Origin of the sequence: Streptomyces sp. NPDC053076 (assembly GCF_044546845.1) — a bacterium.
In the GTDB taxonomy this organism is placed as follows: domain Bacteria; phylum Actinomycetota; class Actinomycetes; order Streptomycetales; family Streptomycetaceae; genus Streptomyces.
On the sequence record NZ_JBITZL010000004.1, the window covers coordinates 203,878 to 224,301 of the forward strand.

Consider the following 20,424-nt stretch of genomic DNA (forward strand, 5'->3'; position numbering starts at 1 on the left):
CCGACTGTGGCCTTTGACACGGTCGGCTCCGGCGTTCATAACAGTTCGGCAGAGGAATCGTCCGGTATCACCACGCGACGCGGTCGCGCGGTGCCGCTGTGCGCATGAACGCCCCGCCTTTTGACAAGGCTCGCTCTTTATGACCGTTTTATCTGGCGCTTACAAGTGTGCGCTCCGCCGGTTTCCACTGTTTGGAAGTGCGCTGGTCCACGTGCTGGAATGCCTGAACTGCCCAATGGTCGAAGACGTACTCCGTAGTGGTCTGTGGCGAACCGGGCTCTGAGAGACTGCGGCACGACGTAGGTGCCGACCGCCGAGAGGTTGTTGGTCGAGTGAGGCGAAGCAAGAACGGTCCCGAGCCGTCGGCGCGGGGCAACTTCACCCCGCCGCCGCGCGCTGCGGCGCCCACCCCCGTCGCCGGCGGGGAACCGGCGGCCACTCCCGCTTCCAGCGGCGGCCGTCTGTCCCCGCGGAACTGGCGGGTGCCGACCCGGCTGAACGCGATTCTGCTCATACCCGTGGCTGTCGGTCTCGTCATGGGCGGCTTCCAGGTGAAGAGCTCGATCGACACCTGGCAGCAGGCCCGCGATGCCGAGAACACCGCCCGTCTGGTGCGTGCCTCCCTCAGCTATGCCGATGCCCTGGAGAACGAGCGCGATGTCACCGCGGCGCCGCTGCTCCTGAAAAAGAACGACGCGGCCGGCAAGGCGACCGTCGACGACGCCCGCAAGGCCACGGACCAGGCCGCCGCCGCCTTCCACGAGGCGACGAAGAGCGCGCCGGACCAGTCCGGCCTGCAGCGCCGGCTGAAGCTGTTCGGCGAGGCCGAGCCCAAGCTGGCCCAGCTGCGGCAGGCGGCCTACACCTCCAAGATGACCGGCGTCCAGACCGAGGAGGGCTACGTCGCCGTCGCCCACCCGCTGATGGAGTTCGCCAACGAGCTGGGCCTGGGCACCGGAAACATCACCTCCTACGGCCGTACCGTCTACGCCATCTCCCTGACCAAGGCGGCGCTGTCGCTGGAGCGGTCGATCGGCACGCATCTGCTGGTCAAGCCGGGTCCGGACGCCCCGAACCTGGCGACCCAGCGGGTCTCCCTGTCCTCGTACGCGTACCTCGAGCGCATCGCCGTCGAGGAGTACACGGGCGGTGGCACCGAGGCCGACGCGCAGAAGCTCGACGACGCCAAGGAGAAGATCAAGGCGGACGGCGCCGCCCTGGTCGAGAAGGCCAAGGCGGAGGACCCGAAGTACGTCGCTCCCCCGTCCGACCCGACCGACATGGTGACGGCGCTCGCCACCATGCAGGACACCAGCACGCTCACCCGCCAGCAGCTGGCCACCAAGGGCATCACCGCCGAGAACTGGTGGGCGGCGAACACGCTGAAGTACAAGGCGTACCGCCAGATCGAGTCGGACCTTGCCGAGAAGGCCGTGACCGAGGCGTCCGGCATCGCCGACGACGCCAAGACCTCCGCCTTCATCACCGGTGCCGTGGTCGTCATCGCCCTGCTGGCCGCGTTCATCCTGGCCGGTCTGGTGGCCCGCCAGATGAGCCGCGCGATGCGCCAGCTGCGCAACGCCGCCTTCGGCATCGCCGAGCAGCGCCTGCCGATGCTGGTCGACCAGCTCTCCCGCACCGACCCCGGCCGGGTCGACACCCGGGTCGCGCCGATCCCGATCACCACCAAGGACGAGATCGGCGAGGTCGCCCGCGCCTTCGACCAGGTCCACCGCGAGGCGGTCCGGCTCGCCTCCGAGCAGGCCCTGCTGCGGGGCAACATCAACGCGATCTTCACCAACCTCTCCCGCCGCAACCAGTCGCTGATCGAGGGCCAGCTGACCCTGATCACCGACCTGGAGAACAACGAGGCGGACCCGGACCAGCTGGAGAACCTCTTCCGGCTGGACCACCTGGCCACCCGTATGCGCCGCAACGGCGAGAACCTCCTGGTCCTCGCCGGCGAGGAGCCCGGCCGTCGCTGGGACCAGCCGGTCCCGCTGGTCGACGTGCTGCGCGCCGCCTCCTCCGAGGTGGAGCAGTACGAGCGCATCGAGCTGTCCGGTGTGCCGGAGGCCGAGATCCACGGCCGCGCGGTCACCGACCTCGTGCACCTGCTGGCCGAGCTGCTGGAGAACGCCACCACGTTCTCCTCCCCGCAGACCAAGGTCCGCGTCACCGCGACCCGTCTGCCCGACGGCCGCGTCATGATCGAGATCCACGACAAGGGCATCGGTCTGACCGCCGAGGACTTCGCGGACATCAACCACAAGCTGGCCAACCCGCCGACCGTGGACGCCGCGATCTCCCAGCGCATGGGCCTGTTCGTGGTCGGCCGGCTGTCCGACCGGCACGGCATCCGGGTCCAGCTGCGTCCCTCGGGCGAGCAGGCCGGTACGACCTCCCTGGTCATGCTGCCGGACGCGATCACGCACGGTGGTGGCGGCGAGGCGCCGCTGGGCGAGGAGTTCACCGTCTCGCAGATCATCCCGGAGCAGCAGTTCCAGGGTGAGAGCTTCGGGCAGCAGCAGCCGTTGCGTACCGCCGCCGAACTGGGCTTCGACGACAGCCAGTACACGGAGGTCCCCGACGACATCCGGGACCTGAATCCCGTCGGCCGCTCCCTGATGCGTGAGGAGCGCCGCGCCGCGCTGGAGGCCCAGGGCCACGGCGAGGAGTCCGAGCCGCGGCAGGATGCCGGCGAGTCCCCCACCGGGTACACGGACCCCTTCACCGGTCAGCACACGTACCAGGAACAGCCGCAGCAGGCGTACCGGGAACAGCAGCAGCCGTACCAGGAGCAGCAGCAGGCGTTCGAGGAGCGGCAGCAGCCGTACCAGGACCGCCAGCAGCCCTACCAGGAGCAGCAGCAGACCTTCGAGGAGCGGCAGCAGCCGTCGTACGAGCAGTCGTACGAGCAGCCGTACGACGAGCAGTACTACGCGCCGAACGGCGAGGTGCAGCAGCACGAGGGCTTCTCCGCCTCAGGCGGCTACCCCGACCAGACGGCCCCCTATGCGGAATCTGCTCAGGCACCGTCGTACCAGGACGATTGGCCCCAGCAGGACGGCTACCAGAACGGTTATCCGGCCCAGTACGCTCCGGAAGCGGAATCCGCACAGGCCGCTGACGCGAGTGAGCGGAACCGCGTAGGCTTCGACCGTCCGGGAACGGCCGCTCCCGCCGGAAACGGCCTGACCGACGCCGGACTGCCCCGCCGTGGTGCCGCCACGAGCGGTTCGAACGGCGCCGGCTCCGCGAACGGCACCGCGCGCGTGCAACGGGAGGCGCCGGCCCCGGCGACGGGCAACGCCCCGGCGACGGGTGGCGACGGCGACTGGCGTTCGGCGAACGACGAGCGCTGGCAGCAGGCCGCGCAGCTCCGGAAGCCCAAGGCAGGCGGGGTCACCGCCTCCGGTCTGCCGCGGCGGGTTCCCAAGGCCAACCTGGTCGAGGGCGCCGCCGAAACCACCCCCCAGGGCGGCCCACAGGTCTCCCGCGCCCCGGAGGACGTCCGGGGCAGGCTGAGCAACCTGCGCCGGGGCGTCCAGCGCGGACGCAGCGCAGGCAGTGAAACGAACGGCCAGGCCACCACACATCAGCACGGTGGGCCTGACAGCACCTACAACCAGGAGCGTTAGTGTGAGCCCGATGAGCCAGGCGGCACAGAACCTGAACTGGTTGATCACCAACTTCGTGGACAACACCCCGGGGGTGTCCCACACGGTGGTGGTCTCCGCCGACGGACTCCTTCTGGCGATGTCCGAAGGCTTTCCCCGCGACCGTGCCGACCAGCTCGCGGCCGTCGCCTCCGGTCTGACCTCGCTGACCGCCGGTGCCTCGCGCATCTTCGAGGGCGGCAGCGTGAACCAGACGGTTGTGGAGATGGAGCGAGGATTTCTCTTCCTCATGTCCATTTCCGACGGTTCGTCACTCGCGGTGCTGGCCCACCCGGAGGCGGACATCGGCCTCATCGGGTACGAGATGGCCCTTCTGGTGGACCGCGCGGGCACGGTCCTCACCCCGGATCTCCGCGCGGAGCTCCAGGGAAGCCTTCTCAACTAGTTATCGGACGGTGCGTATTCGTGTCCCGGGGCCGTAAGGTTTCGGGACGCGGCTCCACAGTTTTGGGTGCCCGGCGCAGTCGGAGGAGGAGAAAGTGGCAACACCCCCAGGCGGTTCGTCTTCGGGTAACTGGTCGTACGGCCCGGGTCAGGGGCAGGGCGACGGTTCGGCGAACCGGTACAACTTCCCCTCCTCCCCCAGCCACCGGCAGCCGTACGCCCCGCAGGGCCCCGGTCCGTCCCCGTACGACCAGCCCCAGGCCCCGCGGATCCAGCCGGTGCAGCCGCAGCGCCGCCCGGAGCCGGCACCGGCGGCGCACAACCCCCTGGTGCGTCCGTACGCCATGACCGGCGGCCGGACCCGCCCGCGCTACCAGCTCGCCATCGAGGCACTGGTGCACACCACCGCCGCTCCGCACCAGATGCAGGGCCAGTTGCCCGAGCATCAGCGGATCTGCAACCTGTGCCGGGAGATCAAGTCGGTGGCCGAGGTCTCGGCCCTGCTGACGATCCCCCTCGGCGTGGCCAGGATTCTCGTCGCCGACTTGGCGGAGGCGGGCCTGGTCGCCATCCATCAGCCCGGCGGCGACGAGAACGCCGGTGGCCAGCCAGACGTGACACTGCTCGAAAGGGTGCTCAGTGGACTTCGCAAGCTCTAGCGGCGGTCCTTCCCGCTCCACCACCTCCGCGAAGATCGTGGTGGCGGGCGGCTTCGGCGTGGGCAAGACCACGTTCGTCGGCGCCGTCTCGGAGATCAACCCGCTGCGCACAGAGGCCGTCATGACGTCCGCTTCGGCCGGCATCGACGACCTCACCCACACCGGAGACAAGACGACGACCACCGTCGCCATGGACTTCGGCCGTATCACCCTGGACCAGGACCTGATCCTGTACCTGTTCGGCACCCCCGGCCAGGACCGCTTCTGGTTCATGTGGGACGACCTGGTCCGCGGCGCCATCGGCGCGATCGTCCTGGTCGACACCCGCCGCCTCGCCGACTGCTTCCCCGCCGTCGACTACTTCGAGAACAGCGGCCTGCCCTTCGTCATCGCCCTCAACGGCTTCGACGGCCAGCAGCCCTACAACCCCGACGAGGTCCGCGAAGCACTCCAGATCGGACCCGACACCCCGATCATCACCACCGACGCCCGCCACCGCGCGGACGCCAAGAGTGCCCTGATCACGCTGGTGGAGCACGCCCTGATGGCACGCTTGCGCTAGGGCCCCGCACCACGCGACCGGAACCGGCCCCCGCCTCTCTCGCCGAGAGGTACGGGGGCCGTCCGCATGTGTGGCCGCGAAACCGGGACGCGGTTCGGCACAGCGGGTGACAATGCCGGGATCGCAGCGCGCACGGAGGGGGTGGGCGATGAGCGGCGCCGAGGTGGCGGCGTTACGGCTGGGGACGACCGTGGCGAAGGCCGCGGCCCAGATGTGGCTCGGGGGGAAGCGGCGGGAGCAGGAACGCCGGCTGGACATGGCCGAACTGATCCGGCTGCGGGTGTCGGGGCTGCGCTTCCAGCGGGGCGTCCAACGGCAGTTCGAGGAGATCGCGGACGCGGTGTACGACCGGCTGGCACCCTTCCTGGACAGGGAGTTCCCCGGGCTGGCGGAGAACAGCCGACAGGCCGTGGTCGACGGGGTGTGCGACACGTTCGCGGCGGCGGACCTGTCGGACGGCGCGGTGCTGGCGGCGGACCTGAACCCGGCGGAGATCGTGCGCCGGGTGACGGGAGAGGTACGGCCGCCGGCCGGTCTGGGCGAGGCGGAGAGCCGGCTGTACGAGATGCTCTTCGCGGAGTGCGTCGAGTACTACGTGCGGGTCGTGCGCGGGCTGCCGGTCTTCGAGGAGCGGGCGCTGACCGAACTGCTGGGCCGCACCACGTCCTTGGGTGCGGAGATCGCCCGGGTGCTGGAACGGCTGCCCGACCGCTCGCTGTTCGCTCCGGAGGGCACGGACCGGGACGGGGGCTTCCGGCGCCGTTATCTGGAACTGGTCAGCACGAGCCTGGACGAGATGGAACTGTTCCGGCGCACCTCCGACCGGGCGGGTGCGCAGGTGCGGCTGTCGGTGGCGTACGTGAGCCTGCGGGCGACGGGGGACGACGGAAGCCGGCGGCGTCCGGCCCGCTCCCTGCCCGTGCTGCGCCCTGACATGAGCGACTGGGAGGAGCCCGGGAGCGAGGGCGCCGGGATGCGGGTGGAGGCGGCCCTGGGCGGATCCGCCCGGGTGCTGCTGCGCGGCGAGGCGGGCTCGGGCAAGACGACGCTGCTGCGCTGGCTGGCGATCACGGCGGCGCGGGGCGCCTTCACCGGCGAACTGGCGGGCTGGAACGGTCTGACGCCGGTGTTCGTGAAGCTGCGGGAGTACAGCGGGCGGGAGCTGCCGAGGCCGGAGGCGATGCTGGACTCGGTGGCCGGGCAGATCACCGGCGTCATGCCGAAGGCGTGGGTGGAGCGCCAACTCGCCGACGGAAACGCCCTGCTGCTCGTCGACGGCGTGGACGAGCTGCTGGACGGCGAGCGGCGCGGCGTACGGGAGTGGCTGCGCAGGCTGCTCACCGCCTACGGGGACGTGCGGGTGGTCGTCACCTCGCGTCCCGCGGCGGCACGCGCCGACTGGCTGCGCCGCGAGGAGTTCACGGCCCTCCACCTGGACCGCATGGCCCCGCCCGACCTGGCGGCCTTCGTACGGCAGTGGCACCGGGCGGTACGGGAGCTGGACGACGACCTGCCGTGCCCGGTGGAGGAACTTCCGCGCTACGAGCAGTCGTTGCTGACGAGTCTGAAGGACCGCCCGCACCTCCAGTCCCTGGCGGGTACTCCGCTGCTGGCGGCGATGCTGTGCGCGATGCACCTCAACCGGGGCAGCCAACTCCCCCGGGACCGGATGGAGCTGTACCGCAACGCCCTGCACGCCCTGGTCCACGAGCGGGACGCGGACCGGAACGTGCCCAGCGCGGTGGACAGCCGGCTGAGCCTGAACGACAAGCTGGTCCTGCTCCGGGATCTGGCGTGGCGGCTGTCGGACAACAACCGCAGCGAGATCGGGCTGGAGCAGGCGGCCGTGCACGTCGGCAGGAAGCTCACCGGGATGCGGCACGTGGAGGAGCAGGACGGCGCCAGGGTCCTGGAGCAGCTCCGGGACCGCTCGGGGGTCCTCCGCTCCCCCGCCGAGGGCCGTCTGGACTTCGTGCACCGGACGTTCCAGGAGTACCTGGCCGCCGAGGAGGCGACGGAGGAGGACCGCGTCGGCAACCTGGTCGAGCGGGCCCACCTGGACCTGTGGCGCGAGACGATCGTCATGGCGGCGGGCCATGCGAACCGTCCGCAGCGGGAGGAACTGCTGGGCGGCATCCTGGACCGGGCCCGGGAGGAACCCCGGTACGGCAGGAAGCTGCGGCTGCTGGCGGCGGCCTGCCAGGAGACCGTGCCGGAGGTCTCCGACGGCCTCGCCGGGAGGCTGGAGGAGGCCGTGTCCGCTCTTCTCCCGGCGCGACGGCAGACCGACCCGCCCGCGTTGGCGGCGGTCGGGCCGAGTCTGCTGCGGAGGCTGCCGCGCTCGCTGGGGGAACTGACGGCCAAAGCGGCGGTGCAGACGGTGCGGACCGTGGCGCTGATCGGCGGGGAGCAGGCGCTGACGGTCCTGGAGGGCTACGCGCGGGACGGGCGTCGTGATGTGGTCGCCGCGCTCATCGACGCCTGGGGGTACTTCGACGCGGATGCTTACGCCGATCGGGTGATGAGCCGGCTTCCGTTGGACAGCCACCGAGTGGAGGTGAAGCACTCGGCCCAGGTGCGAGCCACGGTACGGCTGAGGTCGCTGACCTCGCTGTGGATCAAGTTCGGCCTGCCGGACTTGTCCCTGCTCGGCGAACTCGCTCCGCTTCGGGAACTGACGTGCACCGTGCAGGGCACGGCTGACCTGTCCCTGCTGAAGGGGCACGGCGAGCTCGGTGGCTTCCAGCTCCTCGGTGCTGCGGCGGTGCGCAATGCGCAAGACCTGGCGTACCTGCCCGCGCTGCGCCTCTTGCAGTTGCCGCTCGCCGGCGGTGCCGGCATCGCGGGCCTCCCGGTCCTGCCGAAGCTCGACACGCTGGTCTGCTCGCGCGTGACAGTGGCGACCAGGCTGGACTTCCTGAGCGCGCTCAGCGGCGTCGAAAATCTGTACCTCGTCAGTGATCACCACAACGGGCTACCCGAACTGGCCGCCTTGTCCGTGCTGGACCGTCTGCGCAGCCTGAGGCTGTACTACTTCGACGCCCGGGATCTGCCCGGGCGACTCGCGCCGGTCCGCGACAAGCTCACCGGTCTCGGCCTGCACGGCTGTCTCCTGCCCGACGGACCGGACGGCCTGCGCCCGTGGGCACGGCTGAGGTGGCTGGAGCTGAGCGACTGCGAGACCGGCGCGGGACCCGTCACCGAACTGCGCCTCCCCGGCGTCCACGTCATCATCGACTGAACACACCGCAGCCCCGCCGCCCAGAAGGGCGAGCGGGGCTGCGGTCATGTGCTGAACCTCAGTGCCAGCTGTGCGGCGCCCGGAAGCCGCCCTCGCGCTCCAGGCGGCGCCAGCCCGCCTTGGCGCGGCCTCGGTGGGTCTGGGCCGAAGGCTCGGGGCGGGCGGCGGCACGGGCCATGAGGACGGCCGTGATGGCGGCGACTTCCTCGGGCTCGGCGTGGCCCTTCTCGACGCGGATGTCAGGAGTGCTCATGGGTGTCAGTCTCCGTGGATGAGAGGTCCGCGGGGTTGCCGCGGCGGGTCCGCTCGGTTACTGCGGGGGGTTGCCGTGCTTGCGCGAGGGCAGGTCGGCGTGCTTGGTGTGCAGCATCGCCAGGGACTTGGCCAGTACCTCGCGGGTCTCGGCGGGGTCGATGACGTCATCGACCAGGCCCCGCTCGGCCGCGTAGTAGGGGTGCATCAGCTCGGCCTTGTACTCCTTGACCATCTTCTGACGCATGGCCTCGGGGTCCTCGGCGCCCGCGATCTGCCGGCGGAAGATGACGTTGGCCGCGCCTTCCGCGCCCATCACGGCGATCTCGTTCGTCGGCCAGGCGTAGGTGAGGTCGGCGCCGATCGACTGGGAGTCCATGACGATGTAGGCACCTCCGTACGCCTTGCGCAGGATGAGCGAAATCCTCGGCACGGTCGCGTTGCAGTAGGCGTACAGCAGCTTCGCGCCGTGGCGGATGATTCCGCCGTGCTCCTGGTCGACACCGGGGAGGAACCCCGGCACGTCCAGGAGGGTGACGATCGGGATATTGAAAGCGTCACACATCTGCACAAAGCGTGCAGCTTTTTCACTGGCCTCGATGTCCAGGACGCCCGCGAGGACCTGCGGCTGGTTGGCGATGATGCCGACCACCTGACCGTCCAGGCGGCCCAGCGCGCAGATGATGTTGCGCGCCCAGCGCTCGTGGACCTCCAGGTAGTCGCCGTCGTCGACGATCTCCTCGATGACCTTCGCCATGTCGTACGGCCGGTTGCCGTCGGCCGGGACCAGGTCGAGAAGGACGTCGGAGCGGCGGTCCACGGGGTCCGTGGAGTCCACCCGGGGCGGGTTCTCACGGTTGTTCTGCGGCAGCAGCGACAGCAGGTACCGCACCTCGGCGATGCAGGTCTCCTCGTCGTCGTACGCGAAGTGGCAGACGCCGGAGGTCTCGGCGTGGACGTCGGCGCCGCCCAGGCCGTTCTGGGTGATCTCCTCGCCCGTCACCGCCTTGACCACGTCCGGGCCGGTGATGAACATCTGCGAGGTCTCGCGGACCATGAAGACGAAGTCGGTCAGGGCGGGGCTGTACGCCGCGCCGCCCGCGCACGGGCCGAGCATCACCGAGATCTGCGGGATGACACCGCTCGCCCTGGTGTTGCGCTGGAAGATGCCGCCGTAGCCGGCGAGCGCCGAGACGCCCTCCTGGATACGGGCGCCCGCGCCGTCGTTGAGCGAGACCAGCGGCGCGCCGGCCGCGATGGCCATGTCCATGATCTTGTGGATCTTGGTGGCGTGGGCCTCGCCCAGCGCACCGCCGAAGATCCTGAAGTCATGGGCGTAGACGAAGACCGTACGGCCCTCCACCGTGCCCCAGCCGGTGATGACACCGTCGGTGTACGGCTTCTTCGCCTCCAGGCCGAACCCGGTCGCCCGGTGCCGGCGCAGTTGCTCGACCTCCTGGAAGGACCCGGGGTCGAGAAGCAGCTCGATCCGCTCCCGCGCCGTCAGCTTGCCCTTGGCGTGCTGCGCCTCGGTCGCCTTCTCGCTCGGGCCTGCCACGGCCTGGGCACGGATCTCGTGCAGTTCGGCGACCCGTCCGCGTGCGTCCGTCGGCTCGCCGGTCGGCTCACCCGTCGTCTCTTCCAAAACGGTCATGTAGTGACCTTACGAAGGACACGAAGAAAAGCGAGCCGTCGACTCTGTACAGTCTCCGGCCCGTTTTCCTGGTACCAGTGAACAGAACCATCGCGGGATGCAGCCGTTCCGACTGCTCAGAAGGGCCGCGGCTTGTAGGTAGGCCACAAAGCCATCACCTGAGAGCCACCTCACATTCGTGGGTGGAACATGCCATCCCCGGAGTGACACGGAGCCTCAGACGGCGGTCCGCCGAGAGGACCTCGACACTGTCGTCGGCCCGCACGACCGCGCGCACCGGGTGATCCCAGACGAGTTCCAGCGGGGCTCCGGTGCGGGCCGGCTCGCTCACCCGGAGGGTGGCCGTACGGCCCCGGCGGACGACGAGCACGCTCGCGCCGGCCGAGACACTCAGATCCCCCACCGTACCGGCTCGCCAGAAGTTGCCGGCCGTCAGCCCCTGCCGGGGAACGGCCACGGCCTGGCACGCCGGGTCGTTGGCGAGGACGGTCAGCCAGTGCCGGTCGCCGGCCCGGGCGGCGGTCTGCGCACGAGTGGCGCCGGGGAGCAGGACGTAGGCGTAGCGGGCGTCCACCGGGTCGGTGCCGTGGTCGAGCCAGAGGGTCTGCCAGCGCCGGGTGCGCCGCTCGGTGTCGCTGGTGGTGTTGATGTCGGACCAGGCGCCGGTGCGGTCCTCGCGAAGGGCGCGCAGTTCGCCGCCGCACGGCAGGATCCATCCGCCGTGTTCCGCCAGGTGCGCCCAGTCCGGGCCGCGTACGAAGGGCTGGGTGCCGTTCTCTCCCAGGTTGCGGTTGTCCACGACCGTCTCGACCGGGACGCCGTCGGCACAGGAGATCCCGGCGCCGAGGCAGACCACGGCGTCGGCGAGGAAGAACCAGGACTTGCGGGCCTCCAGGGTGGAGCCGAGGCCCTTGAGGTGCTGGCCGACGGCGGCGCGGGTGCCGTCGGTGGTCCCGCCGACCCAGCGCACGTCCGGCTTGGGGGCGCCCCACTCTCCGCCGGCCCGGTCGGCGAGCCGCTTGGTCGACACCGTGGTGCCGGGCAGCCGGTACCAGTCGACGGTGGGCCAGTACCAGTCGGTGTACTGGTCGCTCCGGCCCCGCGGCCACCAGGAGAGCAGGCCGGAGCCGGTGTGCCAGCCGCGCGGGTTCTCGCCGTTGCCGCACTCGTAGTGGGCGATGCGGTCGCTGGCCATGGCGAGAGCGGCGGTGAAGCGGGGCGTCCGGTGGACGGCGCGGTCCATGGCCGGGAAGAGGCGGTGGCCGAGGGGTTCCGGGGCCGCGGGTCCGGGCGAGGCGGCGATGGCGTGCAGCCGCGCGAGATCGGCCACGTCGAACTGACGGGACGTCAAGAGGGGTGCGGCGGTGTCCCGTTCGATCCAGCCCTTGACGCTGCCGTGCCAGCGCTGCCGCTCCGCCTCGCTCGCACCGGCCGCGAGCAGGGCGATGGCGGCGATCAGGGCCTGGCCGTGGTAGTGGTCGCTGCGCAGGACGTGCAGGTCGTCGCCGCGCAGGTAACCCCGGCTGATGGCACGGCCGTTGACGCAGTCCATCACCAGTCCGTCGTGGACGAGGGGCGCGTAGGCGTGCTCGACGCCGTCCAGGATGTTCTGCCGGGCGGGATCGGTCACCTCCCACGCCGACCCGGCGAGCAGCGCGAACAGGCGCCCGAGGCCGTCGAGCAGGACCTGGCCGTACGTGCCCGAGTAGGCGACCCAGGTGTGCTGGACGAAGGAACCGTCGGCGTAGAGGCCGTCGCCCCGGGTGACGTGGGGGAAGACCGGTGAGAGGGCGTCCCGGGCCAGGGAGATCCGGCCGGGGTCCCGGCCGAGGATGCCGCGCAGGACGACCGAGCGGCACAGGTCGACGCGGTTGGCGCCGGTGGAGGTGCCGGAGTAGCCGGTGAGCATCGCGTCCGGGATGAAGTGGTCGACGGCCGCGCAGGCCGCCGCGACCCGCTCCGGGCCGAGCTGTGCGTACAGGGCGGCCGTGATGTCCATGAGCAGGCGGGGGCTGCCGATCTGCCACTCCCACCAGTTGCCGTACCGGGTGGTGGAGGGGTTGTAGACCGTGGCGGACAGATGGTCGAGGCCGCGGAGCACGTCGGCGAGGAGACCGGGGTCGCCGGTGGCGCCGGTGCCGCCCTGCGCGTACGCCTGGGCCATGGTCCACAGGCGGCCGTAACTGAAGGTGATGCCGGACGGCGGATCGAAGGGGTGCCCGGGCCAGAGCGAGTCCGGGGCGGGGGCCATGCCGGCCCGGAACTCCTGCGCCTGTTGCCCGAGTCGGGCGAGCCGGGAGGCGTACGGCTCGGCCCCCGGGTCGTAGCCGGTGCCGAGCGCGATGCCGAGCCAGCGGCGGCGCAGCGTGTCGTAGGGGTCGTCGCCGGCAGCCCGCGCGCGTGCGGGGGTGGCGGCGAGGGCGGCGGCCAGCAGGAGTGCGCGTCGGGTCATGCCCATGGGCCCGGTCACCGCCGTCTCCCGCCGGCTCAGCAGCCGCCGCAGTTGTAGTAGAGGACGTCCCAGTGGCTGCCCTCGTCGGCGTAGATGTTGCCGGAGCCGGACTTGTACTGCGGGGCGCCGTCGCCGCGCAGGCCGATGTAGGTGAAGTTGTTCTTGATGTACGACGTCACACAGGTGTTCTTCCCGTAGTCGAGCTTGTAGCCGTTCCAGTGGGAGTAGGTGCCGGAGGCGTGTCCGGTCTCGGTGCCGCCGGTGATGTTGAGGGCGCAGCCGCCGGCCCGCTTGAGGGTCTGGGCGCCCTGCGCGGTGGCGAGGTTGAGCTGCTCGAAGGACGTGCAGGTCGAGTTGTTCCGGTCGGAGCAGTTGCCCGAGGACGACCAGGTGATGCCGGCGTCGCGGAACATCTGGGTGGCGGTGGCGTGGCTGATCTTGGTGACGGCGAAGGCGTCGGTCGCGGTGCCGAGGACGGCGACGCCGGGGGCGACGACGAGGGCGAGCGCGGTGAGGAGCGCGCGGAGCTTCAGCGGCTTCATGGGGACCTTCCTGCGGTGGGCCGTGCTTCCGGTGGGGTCGGCTGTGCAGGTGGTGCAGGCAGATGGTGCCCGAGCGCTCCGTGGGTGCGCCAGGGGGCGTGCGCGGTGACTGTGCGCAGCGAGGAAAATACGCTCCGGATGATGTTGAAAACCGAACCGAATGGGTCTACTGTCGGGGAGACCACTTCGTTTAACGTTCAACTAGGAGCACGCCATGGGTATCTTCAGCCGCAAGGACACCGCCCTCGCCCCCGCCGCGCAGGCCACCGCCGGCCCCGACCTGACCGCGCTGACCGGTGACTACACGATCGATCCGGCCCACAGCACCATCGGCTTCGTCGCCCGGCACGCCATGGTCACCAACGTCAAGGGCGGCTTCCACGACTTCACCGGCACGCTCCACCTGGACGGCGCCGACCCCGCCCGCTCCACCGCCACGCTCGACGTCCAGATGGCGAGCATCGACACCGGCAACGCCGACCGTGACGGCCACCTGAAGTCGGCCGACTTCTTCAAGATCGAAGAGTTCCCCGCGATGACGTTCCGCTCCACCAAGGCCGAGGCCCTGGGCGGCGACGACTACCGCATCACCGGCGACCTGTCCCTGCTCGGCGTCACCAAGCAGATCTCCATCGACCTGGAGCTCAACGGCGCCGCCACGGACCCCTTCGGCAACGAGCGGGTCGGCTTCGAGGGCAAGACCGAGCTTCTGCGCTCCGAGTGGGGCCTGACCTGGAACGCGGCGCTGGAGACCGGCGGCGTCCTGATCTCCGACAAGATCAAGCTGGTCTTCGACATCTCCGCCATCAAGAACGCGTGAGGCGTCGGCGGGGGGCGGACATCCGAGAGGCGGGGCCCGTGTCCGCCGGCTTCAGGTGAACGCCGGTACGGCCGCCCCGCCACCCCGCACGGCGAACTCGCACCACACGATCTTGCCGGGGTTCCGCTCCCCCACGCCCCACTTGTCGGCGAGGGCCGCGACGAGGAGCAGACCCCGGCCGCTTTCCGACTCGGGAGACGTTTCCGGGGTGCGGACCTCACCCGGGCCGCTGTCGTGCACCTCCACCCGGAGCACGCCGCCCCGGTACAGCACCAGACGGACCAGGTACCCCCTGCCGGGCGGCACCCCGTGCAGCAGCGCGTTGGTCGCCAGTTCGCTCACACACAGGAGCACGTCGTCGCGCCGCTCGGCCAGCGACCAGTCGTCCAGGGTCACGCCCGCGAACATGCGGGCCAGCTGCACCGACCTGCGCTCCCGGTGACAGAAGGTCGCACGCACCGCAAAGGGTCGAAGTTCCGCGTTCATGCAACGAGTGTCACTGTGCGTCACTACGCTGGGCCAACGAGTGAGGTCGTAGTTCCTTTCACTACGACCTCGGTACGACCGGTTCGTCCATGCACGGGGGTAGGCAACGCCCATGAACCCAACACCCAGGAGCCGGAAGGTCGGTACGTGGCAGGCGGTGGGATCGCTGGTCGCCCACTACCGCAAGCAGGCACGGCTGACCCAGGAGCAGTTCTCCGAACTGGCCCACATCCACGTCGACACGGTGCGCTCCATCGAACAGGGCCGACTGGCCCTCCAGCCGGACCGCGCCGAGCAGTTCGACGAACTACTGGGTACGGGCGGGGCGTTGGCCGTTTTCGTGACCCGCTTACCGGTGCGGGAACGGATCGTGCAGTTCGCGCAGGGGCTGGTCGACCACGAGCAGGAGGCGGTGGGGATCCTGGCTTACGAGACACTAATGGTGCCTGGACTGCTCCAGACCCGGGACTACTGTCTCGCGGCGTTCGACTCCCGCTATCCGGCGCTCGGGAGCGAGACCGCCGAGCAGTGGGTGGACGCCCGCATGGACAGGCAACTGATCTGGCAGCGCGATCGGCCACCCGTGGGGCACTTCGTGCTGGAGGAGAGCATCCTGCGGCGGCGAGTTGGCGGGTCACGGGTGATGCGGGACCAGATCCGGCAGATCCTGGAATACACCGAGCCCGTTCACATGAGCTTCCAGATCATGCCGATGGACCGGATGCCGCACGCCGGACTCGCGGGTCCCATGACCCTGCTGGAGACACCCGAGCACGAACGCCTTGTCTACCTCGAAGTACAGACGGCTAGTTTCCTGGTGGACGACCCCGACGAGGTCTCTGACTACCACCACAAGTATGGAATGCTGCGGTCTCAGGCACTCACGCCCGCCGAGAGTGTGCGCCTCTTGCACGGACTGCTAGGAGAGTCATGACGACCGCGTGGTTCAAGTCCAGCTACAGCAGCAACGAGGGCGGTGACTGCCTCGAAGTCACCTACGACTGGCGCAAGTCCAGCTACAGCAGCAACGAAGGCGGCAACTGCGTAGAGGTCGCCGCGCACCCCGCCGCCGTCCACGTACGGGACTCCAAGGCGGCCACGACCGGCCCCGTCCTCACCGTCTCCCCCGCCAGCTGGAGCGGGTTCCTCGACGGCATCGCCCGCTGACCGCTCGGGCAACCGGGGGTCAGAACCCCCCGCCGAAGTCCCCGCCCCCGCCTCCGCCGCCGTCGAACCCGCCCCCGTCGCCGAACCCGCCCCCGAAGTCCCCGGCGTCGAAGTCCGTGCCCGAGACGTCGCCGCCCTGGTAGCCACCCGCGCCGTAGTCGCCGAAGTCGCCGTACCCCGTGCCGTAGTCGGCGGCGTAGGACGGGGTGGCCATCACGCTGCCCAGTACCGTGCCGAACAGCAGGCCCGGGAGCAGGCCGCCGCCGAAGTAGCCGCCTGCCCAGGGGCCGTAGGCGGGGCCCGCGTCCCAGTAGGGGCGGCGGCCGTAGTCGGTGTCGACCTCGCGGATCACGGGGTCGCGGCCGTCGGCCAGACGGGTCGCGTCGGCCGCGCAGACCGGGACCTGGCGTGCGGCGCCGCCGGGCGGGGTCCAGGTGGCGTCGGTGACCGAGGGGCCGTGGCGGGGGTCGAAGAAGCAGGGCGGCCGGCGCTCGGGGAGGGGGCGGTGCTCGCGCCGGGCGCACAGCTGGGCGAGGGAGAAGCGGCCGTCCTCCAGGGCCTCGGTGACCGTGCGGACGTCCTCCGGTTTCGCCGCGGCGGCCATGCGTTGTTTCGCGGTCTCGTAGGCGTCGAGGGCGCGCTCGTAGTCGGCGCGCATGGCGTCGTCGGCGCCCGGTTCCGAGGGCTGGAAGTCCAGACGGTCCAGTTCCTCGCCGAACGCGGTGATGTCCTCGTCCACGACCACCCGCAGCCGGTCCAGCGCGGCCCGCTGCTCCTGCTCGCGGCGCCGCCGGCCCCGGCGGACCAGCGCGTACCCGCCCGCACCGGCGGCCACCAGCACCACGCCCGCGGTGATCAGTCCCGTGGCCGAGGCACCGCCGCCGTCCCCGGCCGAGCCGCCCCAGCTCTTCGGGGCGTGACCGCCCATGTTGGCCAGGGCGCGGTCGGTGAAGTCGCCGAGCTGGGCCTTGGCGTCCTCGCCCTGGACGCTGGAGACCAGGTTCTGCCGGGCCGTGGCCGACATGACGGAGGAGTCGGCGCGGGCGTCGAAGCGGTCGCCGAGACGGATGCCGTAGAGGCCGGTGACCCCGGTGGCCGCGCGCAGGTCGGCGAAGAGGTCCGTGGTGCGGTAGCCGGCCGGGAGGACCGCGATGAACAGGGGTTTGTTCGCGTCCTTGATCCGGTCGGCGAGGGTGTCCGCGTCCGCCGCGGAGAGCTGGTCGCGGGCCGAGGGGTCGACGTAGACCGGGCTCGCGCGCAGGGCCCGGGCGATCGTGGAGACGCTGGTGTCCGTCCTCGTCCCGGGCGCGAACGCGGTCGCCAGGACCAGGGCGAGGACGGCCAGCAGCAGGGCGGGGAGGCTTCGGGTCCGCACGACGGCCTTCATGCTTCGAAACTACCCGAAGCCCCACCAAACCGGTCAGTCATTCCCTTCCCGGGGGTCAGGCCGCCCGGTATGCCTCCGCCAGCTTCTGCACCGCCTTTCCGTAGCGGCCGGTCAGCAGCAGATGGTCGGCGTCGGCGAAGGGCTTCGCCACCGCCTGTGTCAGGTGGCCGCCCGCGCGCTGCTGGACGAGCAGCCGGGCCCTGGTCACCAGCGCGCGCCCGGTCCGGTCGTCCCCGTGCCGTTCGGCCGCCGCCGCCCGGGCCCCGAGGTCGCGCAGGGCGGCCGTACCGCCCTTCGGGACCCGGGTGAGGGTGGTCAGGCCCCAGCCGTAGGGGAACTGCGGGTCGTACGCCGGGTCGCCGACGTTGATCGGCAGCTGGGACTGCGACTTCGGCCAGGTGACGGGGAGCTGTCCGGTGAAGGGGCGCTTGCCGTAGAGGACGTCGGCGACGCCGTCGCCCTCGGTGCCGGGCAGCCAGGAGGCGACCAGGGCGTCGATCTCGCCGAGCCGGTCCCCGATGAGCTGCGGGCGGCCGGAGACGATCAGCACCGCGCACTTCATCGCGCCGCAGACCTTGTCCACGGCTGCCTGGTCGGCCGCGGACAGGGACAGGGAGTGACCGTTGCCGACGTCTCCGACGCCCTCGGCGTAGGGGGTCTCGCCGACGACGACCACACCGACGTCGTAGCCGCCGGTCGGGGCCGAGGCGTCCTTGGAGTAGGTGACGTTCCCGCCCGCCTTGCGCAGGCCCTGGAGGATGGTCGTACCGGGGACGGTGTCGCCCGAGGCGCCCTGCCAGGTGAGCGTCCAGCCGCCGGTCTGGTTGCCGATGTCGTCGGCGTTGGATCCGGCGACGTACACCTTCTGGCTCTGCTTCAGCGGCAGCAGCCCGCCCGCGTTCTTCAGCAGCACCTGCGACTCGGCGGCGGCCCGGCGGGCGACCTCCCGGTGCTCCCGGGAGCCGATGGCGGCGGCGCCGCTGGTGTCGGCGTAGGGGTGCTCGAAGAGTCCCAGCTCGAACTTCTCGGTGAGGATGCGGGTGACGGCGTCGTCCACCCGGTCCTCGCTGATCCGGCCCGCCGTCACCTCGTCGACGAGCGTGGCGGTGAAGTCCTTGTAGCCGTACGGCACCATCATCATGTCCAGGCCCGCGTTGACGGAGGTGCGGACGTGGGCGGCGTAGTCGCCGGGGAGCTGGTCGATGGCGTTCCAGTCGCTGATGACGAAGCCGTCGAAGCCCAGGCGGTCCTTGAGGACGCCGTTGATCATGTCACCGCGGGCGTGCATCTTCACCGCGCCCTTGCCGTCGCCGGCGATGTCCAGGGAGGAGTACGACGGCATGACCGTGCCGATGCCCCGGTCGACGGCCTCCCTGAACGGCGCCAGGTGGATGTCCTCCAGCTGCTCACGGGTGACCTTGGTGACACCCTGGTCGAGGGTGTACGTCCCCGTGGTCGAGGAGCCGTACTCGGTGCCGCCGTCGCCGACGTAGTGCTTGGCGGTCGCGAGCACCTTGTCGTCCCGGTCCAGGTCCTTGCCGTTCGCGCGGCCCTGGAGGCCCTGGATCACGGTCTCCATGGAGTCGACCAGGGCCGGGTCCTCGCCGAAGGACTCGTAGGCGCGGCCCCAGCGTTCGTCGCGGCTCACGCACAGGCAGGGGGCGAAGTCCCAGGGGACGCCGGTCGCGCGGACCTCGGCGGCGGTCACCGCGCCGGTCTTCTCGGCCAGGCGGGGGTCGCGGGTCGCGCCGAGGCCGATGTTGTGCGGCATGACCGTGGCGCCGGAGAGGTTGTTGTGCCCGTGGACGGCGTCGACGCCGTAGATCAGCGGGATCTGGAAGCGGGTCGCCCGGGTGCGCAGCTGGAAGGCGTCGATCATCTTCGCCCACGCCTCGGGGGTGTTGGGCGTGGGTGTCGAGCCGCCACCGGAGAGCAGGGAGCCGAGGTCGTAGGCGGCGATGTCCCCGGGGGCCGTCATCGCGCCGCGCTCGGCCTGGGTCATCTGGCCGGCCTTCTCCGCCAGGGACATGCGGCCGACCAGGTCGGCGACCCGCTTGCGGACGGGCAACCTCTTGTCCAGGTACGGCAGTCCGTGCGCGTCGATGACGACCTGCGGGGTCTCGGCGGGGGCCTTGGCGCCGTCGGCCGTGAGCTTCAGCGGGACGGTCTCGGCGGGTTCGGCCGCCCGGTCCCGGCGGGTGGGCACCTCGATGGTCCGGGTGGCGCCGGACGCGGTGCCGGCCGGGAAGGTGAGCGTGCCCGAGACGGGGGTGTAGTCCGTGCCGGACGTCGCGGTGCCGGCCGCCGTCGCGTAGGTGACGGTGACCGGGGCGGCGAGGGGCTGTCCGCCGGTGGTGGCCACGGCGACCTCGACCTCGGCGGTCGCGCCCTCCTTGACCGGGTGGACGGGGGCGTCGGTGGTGACGGAGGCGGTCAGCGCCTGGTCCGCCGTCCCGTACAGCTCGACGTCGTCCATGGCGAAGTCGCCCTTGACGCCGGCCGGGAGGGTGAGGGCGTACCCCCACATCTCCTTGAGGCCGAGGACGTGGTCGATGCCGCCGACGGGCTGGTAGTCGGTGCGGTAGGTGAAGTCGGTGAAGGGAAGCTCGATCTGCTTCCAGCCGGTGAAGTCGTCGGTGAAGGACGTGGTCCAGAGTTCCGACGCCTCGCCGTTGGCACCGCCGTCCTTGATCTCGAAGGGGATCTTCTTGCCGTTGTCCCGGCCGTCCCACCAGAAGCGGATGCCCCGGTGGGCGGACCAGTCGTGGGCGGGCGCGGTGGCGGCGAAGTCGTGGGTGAAGCCGCCGTAGCCGCTGATGTCGTAGCTGCCGACGAGCACCTTGCCGCCCTCGGGGGCGTCGGCGCGGCCGGCCAGACGGAGGGCGGGCGGGTCGTCGCCGTCGCCGCCCCAGGTGAAGATGCCCTCGGCGGGCTGGGCGGCGAAGGGCACCTCGCCCTCGAAGCGGTCGACGGGGACAGGGGCCGGCTCGTCGGCGGCTCGTGCGGTCGCCCACGGCAGCAGACCGGCGAACAGCGCGGCGGAGGCGAGCAGGGCGGTTCTTCGCATGGACCTTCCCTCGACTCTCGTGGTTCACTCAGGGCTTAGCTCACGCCGTGAGTTAACTAAGGGCGCACCAG

The 20,424-nt window shown here is 70.9% G+C and carries 15 protein-coding genes; 8 read left to right on the forward strand and 7 right to left on the reverse strand.

What is annotated here, in order from left to right; all coding sequences use genetic code 11:
* Nucleotides 1-332 precede the first annotated feature (332 nt).
* From ACIGYR_RS18395 to ACIGYR_RS18415, 5 genes are all read left to right on the forward strand, one after another.
* Nucleotides 333-3,641 (forward strand): nitrate- and nitrite sensing domain-containing protein, encoded by a 3,309-nt coding sequence (locus ACIGYR_RS18395; protein ID WP_399598275.1) that lies wholly within the window; start codon nt 333-335, stop codon nt 3,639-3,641.
* Between the two features lie 10 nt (nt 3,642-3,651).
* Nucleotides 3,652-4,065, forward strand: a complete 414-nt coding sequence (locus ACIGYR_RS18400; RefSeq protein ID WP_030948713.1) for a roadblock/LC7 domain-containing protein — start codon at nt 3,652-3,654, stop codon at nt 4,063-4,065.
* Nucleotides 4,066-4,159: 94 nt separating this feature from the next.
* Nucleotides 4,160-4,723 (forward strand): DUF742 domain-containing protein, encoded by a 564-nt coding sequence (locus tag ACIGYR_RS18405; RefSeq protein ID WP_399598272.1) that lies wholly within the window; start codon nt 4,160-4,162, stop codon nt 4,721-4,723.
* Entirely contained in the window at nt 4,704-5,285 is a 582-nt protein-coding gene (locus tag ACIGYR_RS18410) for an ATP/GTP-binding protein (protein WP_009314218.1), read from the forward strand. Before ACIGYR_RS18405 ends, ACIGYR_RS18410 begins: the two co-directional genes overlap by 20 nt.
* 148 nt (nt 5,286-5,433) lie before the next feature.
* The gene (locus tag ACIGYR_RS18415) at nt 5,434-8,526 is read left to right on the forward strand and encodes an NACHT domain-containing protein (RefSeq protein WP_399598269.1); all 3,093 of its coding nucleotides are present in this window, start codon (nt 5,434-5,436) and stop codon (nt 8,524-8,526) included.
* A gap of 58 nt (nt 8,527-8,584) precedes the next feature.
* On the opposite strand, the gene ACIGYR_RS18420 is transcribed toward ACIGYR_RS18415, so the two are convergent.
* The 4 genes from ACIGYR_RS18420 to ACIGYR_RS18435 form a co-directional block, all read right to left on the reverse strand.
* Nucleotides 8,585-8,779 carry an acyl-CoA carboxylase subunit epsilon gene (locus ACIGYR_RS18420; RefSeq protein ID WP_345053599.1) on the reverse strand — a complete coding sequence of 65 codons (195 nt, stop codon included), beginning with the start codon at nt 8,777-8,779 and terminating at the stop codon, nt 8,585-8,587.
* Nucleotides 8,780-8,836: 57 nt separating this feature from the next.
* The gene (locus tag ACIGYR_RS18425; protein WP_391847150.1) at nt 8,837-10,432 is read right to left on the reverse strand and encodes an acyl-CoA carboxylase subunit beta; all 1,596 of its coding nucleotides are present in this window, start codon (nt 10,430-10,432) and stop codon (nt 8,837-8,839) included.
* A gap of 154 nt (nt 10,433-10,586) precedes the next feature.
* Nucleotides 10,587-12,890, reverse strand: coding sequence for a polysaccharide lyase 8 family protein (locus ACIGYR_RS18430; protein ID WP_399598660.1), 2,304 nt, complete (start codon nt 12,888-12,890; stop codon nt 10,587-10,589).
* A gap of 29 nt (nt 12,891-12,919) precedes the next feature.
* Nucleotides 12,920-13,426 (reverse strand): hypothetical protein, encoded by a 507-nt coding sequence (locus tag ACIGYR_RS18435; RefSeq protein WP_391847148.1) that lies wholly within the window; start codon nt 13,424-13,426, stop codon nt 12,920-12,922.
* Nucleotides 13,427-13,640: 214 nt separating this feature from the next.
* Between ACIGYR_RS18435 and ACIGYR_RS18440 the strand changes: the two genes are divergently transcribed.
* Nucleotides 13,641-14,246, forward strand: coding sequence for a YceI family protein (locus tag ACIGYR_RS18440; protein WP_399598265.1), 606 nt, complete (start codon nt 13,641-13,643; stop codon nt 14,244-14,246).
* Nucleotides 14,247-14,297: 51 nt separating this feature from the next.
* On the opposite strand, the gene ACIGYR_RS18445 is transcribed toward ACIGYR_RS18440, so the two are convergent.
* On the reverse strand, nt 14,298-14,732 hold the full coding sequence (locus ACIGYR_RS18445; protein WP_399598263.1) for an ATP-binding protein: 435 nt from the start codon (nt 14,730-14,732) through the stop codon (nt 14,298-14,300).
* 112 nt (nt 14,733-14,844) lie between these two features.
* Here ACIGYR_RS18445 and ACIGYR_RS18450 point away from each other — a divergent pair, with 112 nt between their 5' ends.
* Together ACIGYR_RS18450 and ACIGYR_RS18455 are read left to right on the forward strand one after the other, a co-directional pair.
* Nucleotides 14,845-15,666 carry a Scr1 family TA system antitoxin-like transcriptional regulator gene (locus tag ACIGYR_RS18450; RefSeq protein WP_399598261.1) on the forward strand — a complete coding sequence of 274 codons (822 nt, stop codon included), beginning with the start codon at nt 14,845-14,847 and terminating at the stop codon, nt 15,664-15,666.
* The gene (locus ACIGYR_RS18455; protein WP_399598258.1) at nt 15,663-15,899 is read left to right on the forward strand and encodes a DUF397 domain-containing protein; all 237 of its coding nucleotides are present in this window, start codon (nt 15,663-15,665) and stop codon (nt 15,897-15,899) included. The genes ACIGYR_RS18450 and ACIGYR_RS18455 overlap by 4 nt, the downstream gene beginning before the upstream one ends.
* 19 nt (nt 15,900-15,918) lie before the next feature.
* On the opposite strand, the gene ACIGYR_RS18460 is transcribed toward ACIGYR_RS18455, so the two are convergent.
* Nucleotides 15,919-17,286, reverse strand: coding sequence for a hypothetical protein (locus ACIGYR_RS18460; RefSeq protein WP_399598256.1), 1,368 nt, complete (start codon nt 17,284-17,286; stop codon nt 15,919-15,921).
* Between the two features lie 55 nt (nt 17,287-17,341).
* Nucleotides 17,342-20,353: a glycoside hydrolase family 3 N-terminal domain-containing protein gene (locus ACIGYR_RS18465; RefSeq protein WP_399598253.1), complete on the reverse strand. Its 3,012-nt coding sequence runs from the start codon at nt 20,351-20,353 to the stop codon at nt 17,342-17,344.
* Nucleotides 20,354-20,424 lie beyond the last annotated feature (71 nt).